The 13,490-nt window shown below is 74.9% G+C and carries 12 protein-coding genes; 6 read left to right on the top strand and 6 right to left on the bottom strand.

The features are described 5' to 3' along the window. Positions 1 to 51 precede the first annotated feature (51 nt). Positions 52 to 309, top strand: a complete 258-nt coding sequence (locus tag ACQP6G_RS16770) for an LPXTG cell wall anchor domain-containing protein (protein ID WP_429765938.1) — start codon at positions 52 to 54, stop codon at positions 307 to 309. 154 nt (positions 310 to 463) lie between these two features. Continuing rightward, positions 464 to 1,255 (top strand): transglycosylase family protein, encoded by a 792-nt coding sequence (locus tag ACQP6G_RS16765; RefSeq protein WP_429765936.1) that lies wholly within the window; start codon positions 464 to 466, stop codon positions 1,253 to 1,255. A 16-nt stretch (positions 1,256 to 1,271) separates the two neighbouring features. Here ACQP6G_RS16765 and ACQP6G_RS16760 read toward each other — a convergent pair whose 3' ends face one another. Genes ACQP6G_RS16760 through ACQP6G_RS16750 form a run of 3 tightly spaced genes read right to left on the bottom strand, consistent with a single transcriptional unit; the run spans position 1,272 to position 4,646 of the window. Continuing rightward, positions 1,272 to 2,579 (bottom strand): M18 family aminopeptidase, encoded by a 1,308-nt coding sequence (locus tag ACQP6G_RS16760; RefSeq protein WP_429765934.1) that lies wholly within the window; start codon positions 2,577 to 2,579, stop codon positions 1,272 to 1,274. A gap of 28 nt (positions 2,580 to 2,607) precedes the next feature. Next, positions 2,608 to 4,023, bottom strand: coding sequence for a hypothetical protein (locus ACQP6G_RS16755; protein WP_429765932.1), 1,416 nt, complete (start codon positions 4,021 to 4,023; stop codon positions 2,608 to 2,610). After that, entirely contained in the window at positions 4,020 to 4,646 is a 627-nt protein-coding gene (locus ACQP6G_RS16750; protein WP_429765931.1) for a sigma-70 family RNA polymerase sigma factor, read from the bottom strand. The genes ACQP6G_RS16755 and ACQP6G_RS16750 overlap by 4 nt, the downstream gene beginning before the upstream one ends. A gap of 212 nt (positions 4,647 to 4,858) precedes the next feature. Between ACQP6G_RS16750 and ACQP6G_RS16745 the strand changes: the two genes are divergently transcribed. Continuing rightward, on the top strand, positions 4,859 to 7,147 hold the full coding sequence (locus ACQP6G_RS16745; protein ID WP_429765929.1) for a sodium-translocating pyrophosphatase: 2,289 nt from the start codon (positions 4,859 to 4,861) through the stop codon (positions 7,145 to 7,147). A gap of 39 nt (positions 7,148 to 7,186) precedes the next feature. Here the strand turns inward: ACQP6G_RS16745 and ACQP6G_RS16740 are convergent, their stop codons facing one another. After that, positions 7,187 to 7,765 (bottom strand): DinB family protein, encoded by a 579-nt coding sequence (locus ACQP6G_RS16740; RefSeq protein WP_429765928.1) that lies wholly within the window; start codon positions 7,763 to 7,765, stop codon positions 7,187 to 7,189. 193 nt (positions 7,766 to 7,958) lie between these two features. On the opposite strand from ACQP6G_RS16740, the gene ACQP6G_RS16735 reads away from it, so the two are divergent. Then, on the top strand, positions 7,959 to 10,607 hold the full coding sequence (locus tag ACQP6G_RS16735) for a M14 family zinc carboxypeptidase (protein WP_429765926.1): 2,649 nt from the start codon (positions 7,959 to 7,961) through the stop codon (positions 10,605 to 10,607). 51 nt (positions 10,608 to 10,658) lie between these two features. Here ACQP6G_RS16735 and ACQP6G_RS16730 read toward each other — a convergent pair whose 3' ends face one another. Both ACQP6G_RS16730 and ACQP6G_RS16725 read right to left on the bottom strand, forming a co-directional pair. Beyond that, positions 10,659 to 11,531, bottom strand: a complete 873-nt coding sequence (locus tag ACQP6G_RS16730) for a hypothetical protein (protein WP_429765924.1) — start codon at positions 11,529 to 11,531, stop codon at positions 10,659 to 10,661. Between the two features lie 42 nt (positions 11,532 to 11,573). Then, positions 11,574 to 12,116, bottom strand: a complete 543-nt coding sequence (locus ACQP6G_RS16725; RefSeq protein WP_429765923.1) for a DinB family protein — start codon at positions 12,114 to 12,116, stop codon at positions 11,574 to 11,576. Between the two features lie 165 nt (positions 12,117 to 12,281). On the opposite strand from ACQP6G_RS16725, the gene ACQP6G_RS16720 reads away from it, so the two are divergent. Both ACQP6G_RS16720 and ACQP6G_RS16715 read left to right on the top strand, forming a co-directional pair. Continuing rightward, positions 12,282 to 12,839, top strand: coding sequence for a hypothetical protein (locus ACQP6G_RS16720; RefSeq protein ID WP_429765921.1), 558 nt, complete (start codon positions 12,282 to 12,284; stop codon positions 12,837 to 12,839). Positions 12,840 to 12,883: 44 nt separating this feature from the next. Further along, positions 12,884 to 13,483: a hypothetical protein gene (locus tag ACQP6G_RS16715; RefSeq protein ID WP_429765919.1), complete on the top strand. Its 600-nt coding sequence runs from the start codon at positions 12,884 to 12,886 to the stop codon at positions 13,481 to 13,483. The last annotated feature ends 7 nt before the right edge of the window (positions 13,484 to 13,490 follow it).

Genomic DNA, 13,490 nt, shown 5'->3' with positions numbered 1-13,490 from the left:
GCGGACGACGAGCCGCCCTACCAGGTCACCCAGGTCACCCCGGTGCACCCGGTGGCGACGCCGGCCACGCCCGACGCCGAGGAGCCCGCCCCCGAGACCTCGTCCCCGGCGACGCCCTCGGGGGAGGAGACGACCGACACCCCTGCCCGTGTCCCGGGCGACGAGACAGGGACGCCGGCCGCCGGCGCGGCTACCGCCGTCGAGCAGCTGCCGCGCACGGGCGCGGCGGTGGCGGGTCTGGTCGTCCCCGCGGCGGCGCTCCTCGGCGCGGGGGCGGCGCTGCTCGTGCGCCGTCGACGCCGCGCCTGAGGCTCAGATCGGGCATGTCGGGCCTGGCCTGAAGCGCGCGGAACCGGCGGGATATCGCGGTTCGGCACGGAATGGCGTCGGCATCCGGTGAAGAGGGTGTGACCATCCCCGCACCGGTTTTGTTATCCGATCGTGACATTGTTCCCTGGTACGCATGCCTCTTTCCATCGCCCGTCGTTCCGTCGTGGCCGCGGTCGCCGGCGCGCTCGTCACCTCCGCCCTGGTGGTGCCGGCCGCGGCCTCCGCGAGCCCTGCCTCCGCGGCCCCCGCGTCCGCCGTCACGCAGTCCGTGCGCACCGCCGCCGGCAGCAGCGGCGTCCGCTGGGTGAAGTGGAACAAGGCACCCCTGACGAAGACCTCGTCCAGCCGGTCCCGGACCGTCGCCCGGCCCGACGACGGCACGCGGCTGCGCGTCCTCGACCGCGGCACGCACCGCCTCAAGGTGCGCACGCCCGCGGGCAAGGTCGGCTGGGTGTCGAAGAAGGCGGTCACGGCGACCAAGCTCAAGGACGTGTCCGGCACCCGCTACACCAAGGGGAAGGTCACGCTGACCAAGGACATCGGCTCGGGCTCGAAGAAGGTCACGAAGGCGCGCCTCGGCACCAAGGTCACCGTCCTGGCCCGCACCACCGGCCGGGACAGCAACCGCGTCAAGGTGCGCGTGCCTGGCGGCAGGACGGGCTGGATCTCCACCAGCCGCATCTCGAAGCGGAACGTGTGGGGCCAGCTCGCGCGCTGCGAGTCCGGTGGCAACCCGCGCACCAACACGGGCAACGGGTTCTACGGCATGTACCAGTTCACCGGCCGCACCTGGCACGCCGTCGGCGGCAAGGGCCTGCCGCACCGCCACGGCAAGTCCGAGCAGACCAAGCGCGCGCAGATCCTGCAGGACCGTGCGGGCTGGGGCCAGTGGCCGCACTGCACCCGCAAGCTCGGCCTCCGCTGACCACGACAGGTGGTGGTCAGCCGGCCAGGACCGCCTGCATCGCCCGGGACAGGTACCAGGGGTCGACGACGGCGGTGAGCTCGCGCGCGGAGTGCATCGACAGGATGGCGGCGCCGACGTCGACGACGCGGATGCCGAGGCGCGTCGCGGTGATCGGCCCGGTCGTGGAGCCGCAGGGCACCGTGTTGTTCGAGACGAACTCCTGGCTGGGCACCCCGGCGGCGGCGCACGCGGCCTGCCAGCGGGCGGCCCCGTGCGCGTCCGTCGCGTAGCGCTGGTTGGCGTTGATCTTGAGGATCGGGCCGGCGCCCGCGTGCGGGTGGTTGGCCGGGTCGTGCCGCTCGGGGTAGTTCGGGTGCACCGCGTGCCCGACGTCGGACGACACGCACAGCGACGCGGCGAAGGCGCGGGCCCGCTCGTCCTCCGACGCGCCCAGACCGGCCGACACCCGCCGCAGCACGTCCTCCAGGAACGGGCCGGCGGCGCCCGAGCGCGACCCGGACCCGATCTCCTCGTGGTCGAACGCCGCGACGACGCCGATCCCCGCGAGGTCCTCGGGCGCGACGGCGAGCAGCGCCGCGATCGCGGCGTGCGTCGAGAGCTGGTTGTCCAGGCGCGGCGACGCCCACAGCGCCTCGCCGATGCCGAAGGCGCGCGGCGGCTGCGTCTCGGCCAGGACGACGTCGTAGCCGAGGACGTCCGCGGCGTCGACGCCGTCGCCGGCCGCCGCGGCGAGCTCCGCCAGCACGTCGGACTGCGACACGTCGCCGAGCCCGACCACGGGCTGCGTGTGCCGCTGCTTGTCGAGCGTCAGCCCCTCGTTCGCGGACCGGTCCAGGTGGATCGCGAGCTGCGGGATGCGCGCGATCGGGCCGGTGCGCACCAGGTGCTCGACCGTGCCCCCCGAGCCGTCCGACGTCACCAACCGTCCGGCGAGCTCCACCTCGCGGTCCAGCCACGAGTTGAGCAGCGGCCCGCCGTACACCTCGACCCCGGCCTGCACCCAGCCGTCGCGGCCGGTGGTCGGCCTCGGCTTGAGCTTGAACCCGGTGGAGTCGGTGTGCGTGCCGAGGATGGTGAACGGCGTCGTCGCGCCCGCCGTCGGCGGCACCGCGACCGCGATCGCGGAGCCGTCGCGGACGACGACGTAGCGTCCGCCCGGCACGACGTCCCACGCGGCCGTCTCGTCCAGGCGCACGAAGCCGGCGTCCTCCGCGCGGCGGGCCACCTCCCGGGCGGCGTGGTACGACGACGGCGAGGCGGAGACGAACGCCCCCAGGTCCTCGGTGTGGGCGCGGGCGGCTGCGGGGACGACGTCGGGCATGACCGTCATCCTCCCACGCGGCCGGTCGTCAGTCGCCGCGCGGCGGCCCCAGGTACCCGTCGACGAACTGCATCCAGCCGCCGTCGCCACGGACGACCAGCCGCCAGCCTTCGTAGTCCGGTCGCGGGCCGTCGTTCCACTCCTGCGCCTCGCGTTCGGTGAGCGCGCCGGCGTCCACGGCGTCCCGCCAGTCCTGGGCGGTGGCCTGGCACAAGCCCCCGTCCATGCGCGGCCAGGCGTACGCCCGGTCGACGTCCTCGCTGCTGTCCGCTCCCATCTCGCAGGGCGTCGTGCCGGACAGCAGCCGGCCGAGGATCGCGTAGACGTCCTCGTCGTCCTCGGCCCCAGGCAGCCCCAGGAGCTCGGCCGGCGGCTGCCCGCCCCAGTTCAGCTCGTGCCGGTCGGCGGCCTCGGCGAGTGCGGTGAGCCCCTGGTCGTCGCAGTTCACGGCCGCCTCGAAGAGCGTCAGCACCGTGTCCCGCACCGGTCCGGGGAGCTCCGCGACGTCCGGCGCCGGAAGGGTGAGACCCGCCGCCGAGCAGGTGCCGTCCCCGGACGAGGGCTCGGCCTCGGAGGCGGCCCCCGGAGCGACGAGCGTCGCGCCGTCGGCATTCACGCGGACGTCGAGCCAGGGGCCGGCGACGACCACGGACTCCCGGAAGTCGTCCGACCACACGACGTCGTAGGGCGTGACCTGGTACTCGCCTGCGGGCAACGATGTGGCGTGCGCGGTCGTGCCCTCGGCCTCGCCGTCCGGCGCGCACGTCGTGAGGGTGGAGTCCTCGGCCGTCCGGTCGAGCCTCCCGGGCCGGACCTCGACCGGGTCCTCGGTCATGTCGATCCCGAGGTCGACCACCTGCCCGTCCTGCGCCCACAGCAGGGACGGGCCGACGAGGACGCCGTCCTCGGGCGGGGTCTCGTCGACCACGGTCCAGGTCGGCAGGCGGAGGATCGCCGGCTCGTCGGTAGCGGGACCGCCCAGGTGCGGGTCGTCCCCGGCGACGAGGATCTTGTAGCCCTCCGCCCGGGTGGTCGGCACGTCGTCGGCCGCCATGCCGCACGTCAGCCCGGTGCCCTCGAGCCAGCCCGGCTGGTACCCCGGCCGGATCAGGTCGGCGGCGCGCGCGCCGTCCGCCCGTGTGTCGTCGCCGGACGGCGAGGGCGACGGCGACGGGCTGGTCGCGGGGCCGGGCAGGGGCTGCGGCGCGTCGGGCAGCAGCGCGGCGCCGCCCAGCACGAGCCCGGTGGCGACGGTGAGCGCGGTGGCGCCGATGCCGGCCTGCTTGGCGGTGCGCCGGCGGCGTACGCGGTGCCGCACCGATCCCATCACGTCGTCGAGGGCCGACGCCGACGCCCCCAGGCCGGCGAGGGCGTCCAGCTCGCGGCGCAGCGTCTCGTCCGTGCGGGCGTCCGCCCAGCCGTCCCGCGCGTGGTGCGTGCTCATCGTCCGGCCCTCCGCCCTGCCGTGGTGGTCGTCGTGGTCGTGGTGCCGCCGGTGCCCGCGCGGCCAGCGGGGCCCGTGGCGCGCAGGTCGCCATCGTCGGCCACGCGCAGCACGTCGCGCAGCGTCGCCGTCGCGTCGGCGAGGTAGCGCTTGACGGTGCCCTGCGCGAGGCCGAGGGCGTCGGCCACCTGCGGCACGGTGAGGTCCTCGAAGTAGCGCAGGACCACGCACGCCCGCTCACGCGGGGCCAGGCGCCCCAGCGCGGCGGCGACGTCCGCCCGCGCCGTCGCGCCCGAGGCGGCGCCGCGCACCCGGTCGTCGCTGGCCACGAGCGGCCGCGCCGCCGCCCACCGCTTCGTGCGCCGGTGCTCGTCGAGGAAGAGGGTCAGGATCGCGCGCCGCACGTACGCCTCGCTCGTCCCGCCCCCGTCGAGCGGGTGCACGCCCGCCCCGCCCCGCGCCTCTCCGGAGCCCCGGCGCAGCCGCGCGAACACCTTGACCAGCGCGTCCTGCACCAGGTCCTCCGCGAGCCGCTGGTCCCCGCAGAGCACGTAGGCGTACCCGACCAGGGCACGGCCTCGCGCCCGTGCGAGCTCGGCGAGCTCGTCCTCCCAGCGACTCATCGTGCGACCACCAGTCCCTCCCGTGCCGTCCTCACCCGCTGGGACGGCCGGGGGACGGGAATCGTTGGGGTCAGGATTCCACGGTGGTTCGTGACGGCCGTCACATGTGGGTAGACTCCCCGGCATCCCGCCGTCAACGGCGACGGCGGGACCTTACCGACGGGCGGTCACCGCCGTCCCGCCGGGTCGAGGAAGCACGTCAAGGAGGACGGATGCTCACGTTCGGTTCCAGCAGCATCACGATCGTCGCGGTCATCGCCGTCATCGCGCTGGCCGCGCTCGTGTGTGCGGGCACCCTGCGGCGGCAGGTGCTCGCCGCCCCCGAGGGCACGCCAGGCATGCAGGAGATCGGGCGGGGCGTCCAGGAGGGGGCCTCCGCCTACCTCAACCGCCAGTTCCGCACGCTCGCGATCTTCGCCGTCGTGGTGTTCGCCCTGCTCTTCCTGCTGCCGGGCGACGGCGGGGTCCGGGTGGGCCGGTCGATCGCGTTCCTGTTCGGGGCCGCGTTCTCCGCGGCCATCGGGTACCTGGGCATGTGGCTCGCCGTGCGCGCCAACGTGCGGGTGGCGGCAGCCTCGACCCGTCCCGACGGGCGCGCGGAGGGTGCGCGGATCGCGTTCCGCACCGGTGGCGTCGTGGGCATGTCCGTGGTCGGGCTCGGGCTGCTGGGGGCGGCGCTCGTCGTGCTCGTGTACCGCACGGAGGCGCCGGCCGTGCTCGAGGGCTTCGGCTTCGGCGCCGCGCTGCTGGCCATGTTCATGCGGGTCGGCGGCGGCATCTTCACCAAGGCGGCCGACGTCGGCGCCGACCTGGTCGGCAAGGTCGAGCAGGGCATCCCCGAGGACGACCCGCGCAACGCCGCCACCATCGCGGACAACGTGGGCGACAACGTCGGCGACTGCGCCGGCATGGCCGCCGACCTCTTCGAGTCGTACGCCGTCACCCTGGTCGCCGCGCTCATCCTCGGCAAGGCCGTCATGGGGGAGCAGGGCCTCGTCTTCCCGCTGATCGTCACCGCCGTCGGCGCGTTCGTCGCGCTGCTGGGCGTGCTCGTGACCCGCGTGCGGGGCAGCGAGAACGGCCTCAAGGCCATCAACCGCGGCTTCTACCTGTCGGCCGTCGTCGGGGCCCTGCTGGCCGCGGTCGCCGCGTTCGTCTACCTGCCGTCGTCGTTCGCCGACCTGTCCGGCACCGCCGAGCTCGGCGAGGTCACCGCCGACCCGCGCGTGGTCGCGTCGCTGGCCGTCGTCATCGGCGTCGTGCTCGCCGGGATCATCCTGTGGATCACCGGCTACTTCACCGGCACGACGTCGAAGCCGACGCTGCACGTCGCGGCGACGTCGCGCACCGGCGCGGCCACCGTGGTGCTGTCCGGCATCGGGGTGGGCTTCGAGTCCGCCGTCTACACCGCGGGCGTCATCGCCGCCGCGATCTGCGGCGTCTTCCTGCTCGCCGGCGGCTCGCTCTGGCTGTCCCTCTTCCTCGTGGCGCTCGCGGGCTGCGGCCTGCTGACGACCGTCGGCGTCATCGTCGCGATGGACACCTTCGGGCCGGTGAGCGACAACGCGCAGGGCATCGCCGAGATGTCCGGCGACGTCGACGAGGAGGCCGCGCAGATCCTCACCGACCTCGACGCGGTGGGCAACACGACCAAGGCCATCACCAAGGGCATCGCGATCGCGACGGCGGTGCTCGCCGCGACCGCGCTCTTCGGCTCGTACGCCGACGCCGTGTCGACGGCGCTGGGCGAGGTCGCGGAGCGGGGTGCGGGCCTGGTCCCGGCGATGCTCAGCTTCGAGATCGTCTCGCCGGTGACGCTCGTGGGCGTGATCCTCGGAGCCGCCACCGTGTTCCTCTTCTCCGGCCTCGCCATCGACGCCGTGACCCGCGCGGCGGGCGCGATCGTCTTCGAGGTGCGCCGCCAGTTCCGCGAGCACCCCGGGATCATGACGTACGAGGAGCGGCCCGAGTACGGCCGTGTGGTGGACATCTGCACCCGCGACTCGCTGCGCGAGCTCGCCACCCCCGGCCTGCTGGCCGCGTTCGCCCCGATCGCCGTCGGCTTCGGCCTCGGTGTGGGGCCGCTCGCCGGGTTCCTCGGGGGCGCGATCGGCGCCGGGGTCCTCATGGCCGTCTTCCTCGCCAACTCGGGCGGCGCCTGGGACAACGCGAAGAAGATCGTCGAGGACGGCGCCTACGGCGGCAAGGGCTCCGAGGCGCACGCCGCCACCGTCATCGGCGACACCGTCGGCGACCCGTTCAAGGACACCGCCGGCCCCGCGATCAACCCGCTCATCAAGGTGATGAACCTGGTGTCGGTGCTCATCGCGCCCGCCGTGGTGATGCTGAGCGTGCCGGCCGACGCGAACCAGGCGGTGCGCATCGTCATCGCCGTGGTCGCGGCGGGCATCGCCTTCGGCGCGGTCATCATGTCCCGCCTCCGCGCGGCCCGCGTGGACCGCGAGCAGGCGGACGAGGCGGCGAGCGTCCCCGCGCGGTAGACCGCGCCCGGACGACGAGACGGAGAAGCTCGCGGAGGGCTACTGGCCGGTGCGGCCGTCGATGCACTCCCGCAGCAGGTCGGCGTGCCCGGCGTGGCGGGCGTACTCCTCGACGAGGTGCTCGAGGATGTCGCGCACCGTCGAGGTGGTGCCGTCGAACGGGACGACCCGCCCCATGTCCGCGTCGGTCAGGGTCGCGAGCCACTCGTCGGCGGCCGCCGACTCGCGCCGCCAGGCAGCCCACGCCTCCGCGACGACGTCCGGGTCCGCGACGGCGCCGTCGAAGTCCCAGTCCGGGCCGCCGTCGGCGACGTAGAGCTTCGGCAGGTCCATCGCGCCCTGCAGGACTCGGCGCGACCAGGAGTGCTCCACCTTCGCCAGGTGCCGCACCAGCCCCAGCAGGGACAGGGTCGACGGCGGAACGGAGCGGCGGGCGAGCTGCTCGGCGTCGAGCCCCTCGCACTTCATCTCGATCGTGGCGCGGTAGGACCGCAGGTAGGACCAATGGGTCTGCAGCTCGCCGACGGGGTCGGCCCACTGCTGGCGAGGGTCGTCCTCGGGGTCCACCCACAGGTCGGGGAACCGGCGTGCCTCGGGCGTGGGGGCGGGATCAGTCATGGCGACATCCGACCTCTTCGGGGGAGACGCACGCAAGCGGATAGTCCCCGTCGCCTGGCGTCCCCGGTGAACATCGTGTTTCCGGCCGTGCCGACGCCCCCGGGTCACGACATGCTGGTCCGGGACCGGCGCTCGGCGTCGGCTCCCGGGCGGGACGACGGAGTCCACGCCGACGACGACGAGAAGGAGACCCATGAAGCTCCCACGCACCGTCGCGGTGCTCGGCACCCTCACCCTCCTGGCGACGACGCTCGTCGGCACCGCCGCCGCCGACGACCGCCCCGACCGCCCGGGCCGCGGCCCCGAGCGGGACGCGACCGCGGTCGGGGCGGCGTCGTTCGCCGAGCTCGCGCGCACGGCACAGCGCTCGGGGCCCGGCCACGGCGGCGGGACGACGAGCGGCGCGATCGACATGCCCCGCGCCTACCCGTCCCAGCCCGACCTGACCGTGTACCCGCCGGAGGACGACGACGCGACCGACCTCAACGGCACGATCAGTCACGCCGAGATCGCCCCGCGGCTGACGGCCCTCATGGCCTCGAGCGACCGGGTCTCGACCCAGGTGGTGGGTCGCTCCACGGCGGGTCGCGACCTGTACCTGGTGACCGTGACGGCGCCGGAGTCCCGCCGCGAGACGGCGCAGCAGACCCGCTGGCGGGAGGAGATCCGCACGTCCCCGGAGCGGGCCGCGGCCGACCGCCGCCTCGCCGAGGGCTACAAGACGCCGCTGTGGATCAGCGCCAACATCCACGGCAACGAGTGGGAGGGCACCGACGCCGCGATGCAGGTCATCGACGACCTGGCGACGTCGGACGACGCGGCCACCGCAGCCCTGCTCGAGGACCACCGGCTGTACTTCTCGCTGACGCTCAACCCCGACGGGCGCACCCTCGGCACCAGGGCGACGAGCCTGAGCCTCGACGCCAACCGTGACATGATCACCGGGGCGACTCCGGAGTCGCGGTCCTTCGTCGCGACGGCGCAGGCGCTCCAGCCGCTCTACGCGGCCGACTTCCACGGGTACACCGGCGTGCTGCAGGTGGAGCCGTGCGGGCCGCCGCACGGCGAGAACTACGAGTACGACCTGTTCATCCCCCACGGGTACGCGATCGCGCGCCAGGTGGAGGACGACGTGGTCGCGGCCGAGATCCCCGGGAACACCTACTACGACCCGGCCACGGACGAGGCGGTCGACGAGAACACCGGCTTCATCAAGATCCCGTACCGCGACACGCCGTCCGGGTGGGACGACTACCCGCCGATCTTCACCGCCCAGTACGCGGCCTTCCACGGCGCCACGACCAGCACCGTCGAGCTGCCGAAGGGCCGCACCGGCCCGGCCACCACACCCGAGGACGCCGCCATCAACACGGCGGTGGCGAAGCGGACGATGACCTCGATGATCGACTACGTGGCCGGCCACGACGACGCCATGCTGGCCGACCAGATCGAGGCGTTCCGCCGCGGCGCGGCCGGGGAGCCGAAGGACGCGCTGACGGTCGACGACGTGGCGGCCGTGCCCGGACCGGACGAGTGGAAGCAGCACTGGGACGTGGTCGACGACCAGGACCCGGTCGACCTGCCGCGCGCCTACGTGATCCCCGTCGGCGACGGGCAGCGCTCCGCCGCCGACGCCGAGGCGCTGGTGGACCAGCTCCTGTTCCACGGCGTGGAGGTGGGCACGCTGACGCGCAGCACCCGCGTCGGCGGCACGACGTACCCCCGCGGGTCGTTCGTCGTCGACCTGCACCAGCCGCTGCGCGGCCTGGCGAACGCCCTGCTCGACCTGGGCACCGACATCTCGGCGAAGGTGCCGTCGATGTACGACATCTCGGCGTGGAGCCTGTCGTCCCTGTGGGGCGCGACGGTCGACAGCGTCGGGTCGACCACGGACCGGCCGGTCGGGAAGGTGGTGCCGCTGCGCGGTGAGCCGTCGGACGCGCGGGTGCCGCACGGGGCGCGCCACGTCGCGTTCGACGTCGCGGGGGTCGAGGACTACCGCGCGCTCAACGCGCTGCTGGAGGAGGACGTCCCGGTCTGGCTCCTGGACGACGGGCGTGCCGTCGTCGGGCGCGCCGACGGCCGGACGGTCCGCGAGGTCGCGCGCGAGCACGACGTCCCCTTCGAGGCCGCGACCCGGCAGGAGCTGCGCCGGCTCGACGAGGCGGCGGAGCTCGACGACCTCACGGTCGCGTACGCCGGCACCCAGGACGACCTGCTGTCCCTGACCGAGCTCGGCTTCGACGACCTGGTCCGGGTGTCGGCCGGCGGCATCGAGGCCGGCGCGGCCACCGGAACGACGGGGCTCGAGGACGCCGACGTCCTGTGGGTCGGGTCGTCGCTGACGCTCCCGGCCGGGAGCGCGGGCCGGGCGGCCGTGCAGGGCTGGGTGGACGACGGCGGCTCGGTCGTGGGCCGCACGGCGGCCGCGTTCGCCGTCGCCGAGACGTACGGGCTCGTGGAGGGCTCGGCGGTCACGGGCAACCGGTCGGGCAACGGGATCGTCGACGTCGACACCGCGGATTCGTCGTTCCTGTCCGCGCACCCGCAGGACCAGGCGTTCGTCTACCCGGCGACCTGGTTCACCGACCTCGGCGAGGGCACCACGGCCGAGCAGTCCTACGACGCGGACCGGCCGCTCCTCGCCGGCCACTGGGCGCCGTCGGACACGGGGTCCGGCGGCCCCGACGCGGCGGCGGGCCAGGCGGCCGTGGTCTCGGGCGAGGCGCAGTCGGGCGCGCGGGCCGTCGTCTTCGGCACGTCGGTGTTCTTCCGCACCCACCCGAAGGGCGGTCTGGGCCAGGCCGCCCAGGCCCTCTTCTGGGCGACCTCCGGCGACTGACCCGCACCTGCCGCCCGGGCCGACGCCCGGGCGGCAGGTCCGGGCCGAGGATCAGGCCGCGCGGCCGCGGCGCAGCACGCCGGCCGTGACCCCCGCGCCGACCCCCACCGCCGCGGCGATCCCGAACGCCCACCACAGCTGGGTGCGCAGTGGCACCAGCAGCGCATCGACGGTGTCGTCCAGCACCTGGCGTCCCGCCTCGCCGACGTCGAGCCCGGCGAAGCCCGCCTGCACGGCCTCCGGCAGCAGCACGAGGAGCACCAGCATCGCGACGGCGGTCAGTGCTCCCGTGGCGGCGACCGTGCGCAGGCGCCGGCCCGGCCGGGCGGCGAGTGCCGCCAGCACGGCGAGCAGCACCGTCGCCGGCAGCGCCCAGGGGGTCCACCGGTCCAGGACGGCGACGGCCGACTGGGCGGTGGCGAGGTCGTCGGACGCGTACAGGACGACGTCCGCGCCGGTCGACGCGAAGCCCTCGGGGACGGGCAGCCCCCGGTCGCGCAGCGCCTGACCGATCGACTCCAGGAACGGGTCGAGGGGCAGCGTCACCACGCCGTCCGCGGCGTCGACGACGTCGCTCTCGTCGCGCAGCACCGCCACGGTCGCGGCGTGCCCCTGCCGGGTGGCCTCCTCCCACGCGGGCGGGAAGGCGTCGGAGCGGACGAAGAGGTCCGCCACCTCGCCGATCACGGGCCGCAGCGCGCCGGCGAGCACCCCCGAGTCGATCTGGCCGACCACGGTGCCGGTCAGCACCTCGGCGACGGCGTCCTGCGTGGTGATCTCGTCCGCGAGCGGCGCCGTCGCCGCGACGTACGCCTCGGTGTCCAGCAGCGTGCCCTCGACGTACCGGGCGGGCACCGTGACCACCGCCGCCAGCACCGCGAGCAGGACCAGGACGCCGCTGAGGAAGCTCCGCACACCCGCCATGGTCGGCACGCTACGCGGCCCCGGGCGGGGCCACAGCGCGGGCTACAGCCCGGTGCGCCCGTCGATGCACTCGCGCAGCAGGTCCACGTGGCCCATGTGCCGGGCGTACTCCTCGAGCACGTGCAGCAGCACGTCGCGCGCCTCGACGGTGCCGCCGTCATAGGGCACCTCGCGGCCCAGGTCCTCGCCGGCGAAGCAGTCGTCGGCGACCTCGACGGCGCGGTGCCAGGCGTCCCACGCCTCCTCGACGCAGGTCGCGTCCGGGAGGGCGCCGTCGAAGTCGACGTCGGGGTAGCCGGGCAGCTCGAACGGGCCGCGCTCGTCGCGGCTCTGCAGCACCCTGCGGAACCAGTGGTGCTCGACGTTCGCGAGGTGCCGGACGAGCCCGAGCAGGGAGAGGGTCGACGGCGGCACGGCGCGGCGCGCGAGCTGGGAGGCGTCGAGGCCCTCGCACTTCATGACCAGGGTCATGCGGTAGCGGCAGAGGTACTCCCAGAGGGTCTCCTTCTCACCGACCGGGTCGACGCCCGTCGCTCGCGGGTCATTCTCGGGATGCACCCACAGGCCGGGCGTGGTAGAGGTCACGCGCGTAATCTGGCCGAACGCCCGCCACGGGTCAAGCGGCGCCCTCCCACCTGCGGCGACGTTCCGGCGCCGGGCGCTCTCCCGGTACCCTTCGGCAGCATGAGGGCCAGGACGAGACGCGCTTCCGGCGCCTCGCGCGGCCTGGTCGGTCGCCTGAGGCGACCGGTGCCGGGGCCCTGGCACCGTCGGTCCTCCCTCGCCGCGGCGGGCGCGCTGTCCCTGCTCCTGGGGCTCGGCGTCGGGGTGGCGGCCGGCTTCGTGGCGGACGCGGGCGCCCCCGCGGAGGCCGTCCTCGCGGCCGGCCCGCCCGACGAGTGCCCGGTGGTGCAGGCCGCATGGTCGCGGTCGGCGTCCCTGCAGATCGGGATGACGGCCGACGACCCGGCCACGCTGCGGCGCGGCTTCGTGGGTGCCCGCGACGCGCTCGCCGAGGTCCGTCCGCCCACGGAGGTGCGGGACGACTGGCTCACCGTCGCGACCTACGTCGGCGCGGTCGCCGACGAGATCGAGGCGGCCGGCGAGGACGAGGTCGCGTCCGCCGTCGCGGACGCGCTCGCGGACCTGGACACGGCGGCGATGACGGCCGCGTCGAACCGCGTCACGACCTACCTCAAGGCCGGCTGCGGCGCGGCCGACGCGCCGACCGACGCGCCGACCGACGCGGAGGGTGACGCGGGGGACGACACGGACGACGACCCCCAGGGCGACGTGCCCGCCGGCTGAGCGGTGATTTCCGCGCGCGCGGGCGGGTGACGCACCATAGGGGGATGCGCCGTGCCCGCCTCCTGCCCCGCCAGCTCCCGGTCGTCGTCGTGGGGATGCTCGTGACGGGCGCCGCGCTGGCCGGCTGCGGGCAGTCCGACGGCGGCGCGGAGCCGGTCGCGGAGCCCGCCCCGGCGGTCTCGATCCCGGGCGACCTCTCGATGGGCGTCGAGGGCGAGCCGAGCCGGTCGAAGGACTCCGGGTCGGCGTCGCCCGACCCGAGCGCGGACGCGACGGACGGCGGCAAGGACGAGTCCGGCCTCGACCACGAGACGTGCGCGGGGCTGCAGCAGGCCTGGTCCACGACGAACCGCGCGCTCGTGGACCTCAGCCCCGAGCATCCGCGCGCGCTGGTGCAGAGCTTCCGCACCGCGGACGAGGCGATGGCCGCGGTGGAGGCGCCCGAGGGGGTGGCGAAGCCCTGGGGCGTAATGGCCGACTACCTGGGCAGCGCGGAGACGGCGTTCGACGACGTCGACGAGGACGACGCGGACGCGGTCAGCTCCGCGATGGCCGGTGCGATCACGGCCGACGACACCGCCGCCGCCACGGCCGCGGCCAAGGACATCACCGTGTTCCTGTCGACGGAGTGCGCGGGCCGATGACGACGCG

Source organism: Isoptericola nanjingensis (genome assembly GCF_050311635.1).
Taxonomy (GTDB): Bacteria; Actinomycetota; Actinomycetes; order Actinomycetales; family Cellulomonadaceae; genus Isoptericola; species Isoptericola nanjingensis.
This window is presented reverse-complemented; position numbering and strand designations above follow the sequence as displayed.

Excerpts from the sequence above, each read along its gene's own strand:
- ACQP6G_RS16765 (WP_429765936.1), top strand. The coding sequence starts at position 464 with ATGCCTCTTTCCATCGCCCGTCGTTCCGTCGTGGCCGCGGTCGCCGGC.
- ACQP6G_RS16760 (WP_429765934.1), bottom strand. The coding sequence starts at position 2,579 with ATGCCCGACGTCGTCCCCGCAGCCGCCCGCGCCCACACCGAGGACCTG.
- ACQP6G_RS16755 (WP_429765932.1), bottom strand. The coding sequence starts at position 4,023 with ATGAGCACGCACCACGCGCGGGACGGCTGGGCGGACGCCCGCACGGAC.
- ACQP6G_RS16750 (WP_429765931.1), bottom strand. The coding sequence starts at position 4,646 with ATGAGTCGCTGGGAGGACGAGCTCGCCGAGCTCGCACGGGCGCGAGGC.
- ACQP6G_RS16745 (WP_429765929.1), top strand. The coding sequence starts at position 4,859 with ATGCTCACGTTCGGTTCCAGCAGCATCACGATCGTCGCGGTCATCGCC.
- ACQP6G_RS16740 (WP_429765928.1), bottom strand. The coding sequence starts at position 7,765 with ATGACTGATCCCGCCCCCACGCCCGAGGCACGCCGGTTCCCCGACCTG.
- ACQP6G_RS16735 (WP_429765926.1), top strand. The coding sequence starts at position 7,959 with ATGAAGCTCCCACGCACCGTCGCGGTGCTCGGCACCCTCACCCTCCTG.
- ACQP6G_RS16730 (WP_429765924.1), bottom strand. The coding sequence starts at position 11,531 with ATGGCGGGTGTGCGGAGCTTCCTCAGCGGCGTCCTGGTCCTGCTCGCG.
- ACQP6G_RS16715 (WP_429765919.1), top strand. The coding sequence starts at position 12,884 with ATGCGCCGTGCCCGCCTCCTGCCCCGCCAGCTCCCGGTCGTCGTCGTG.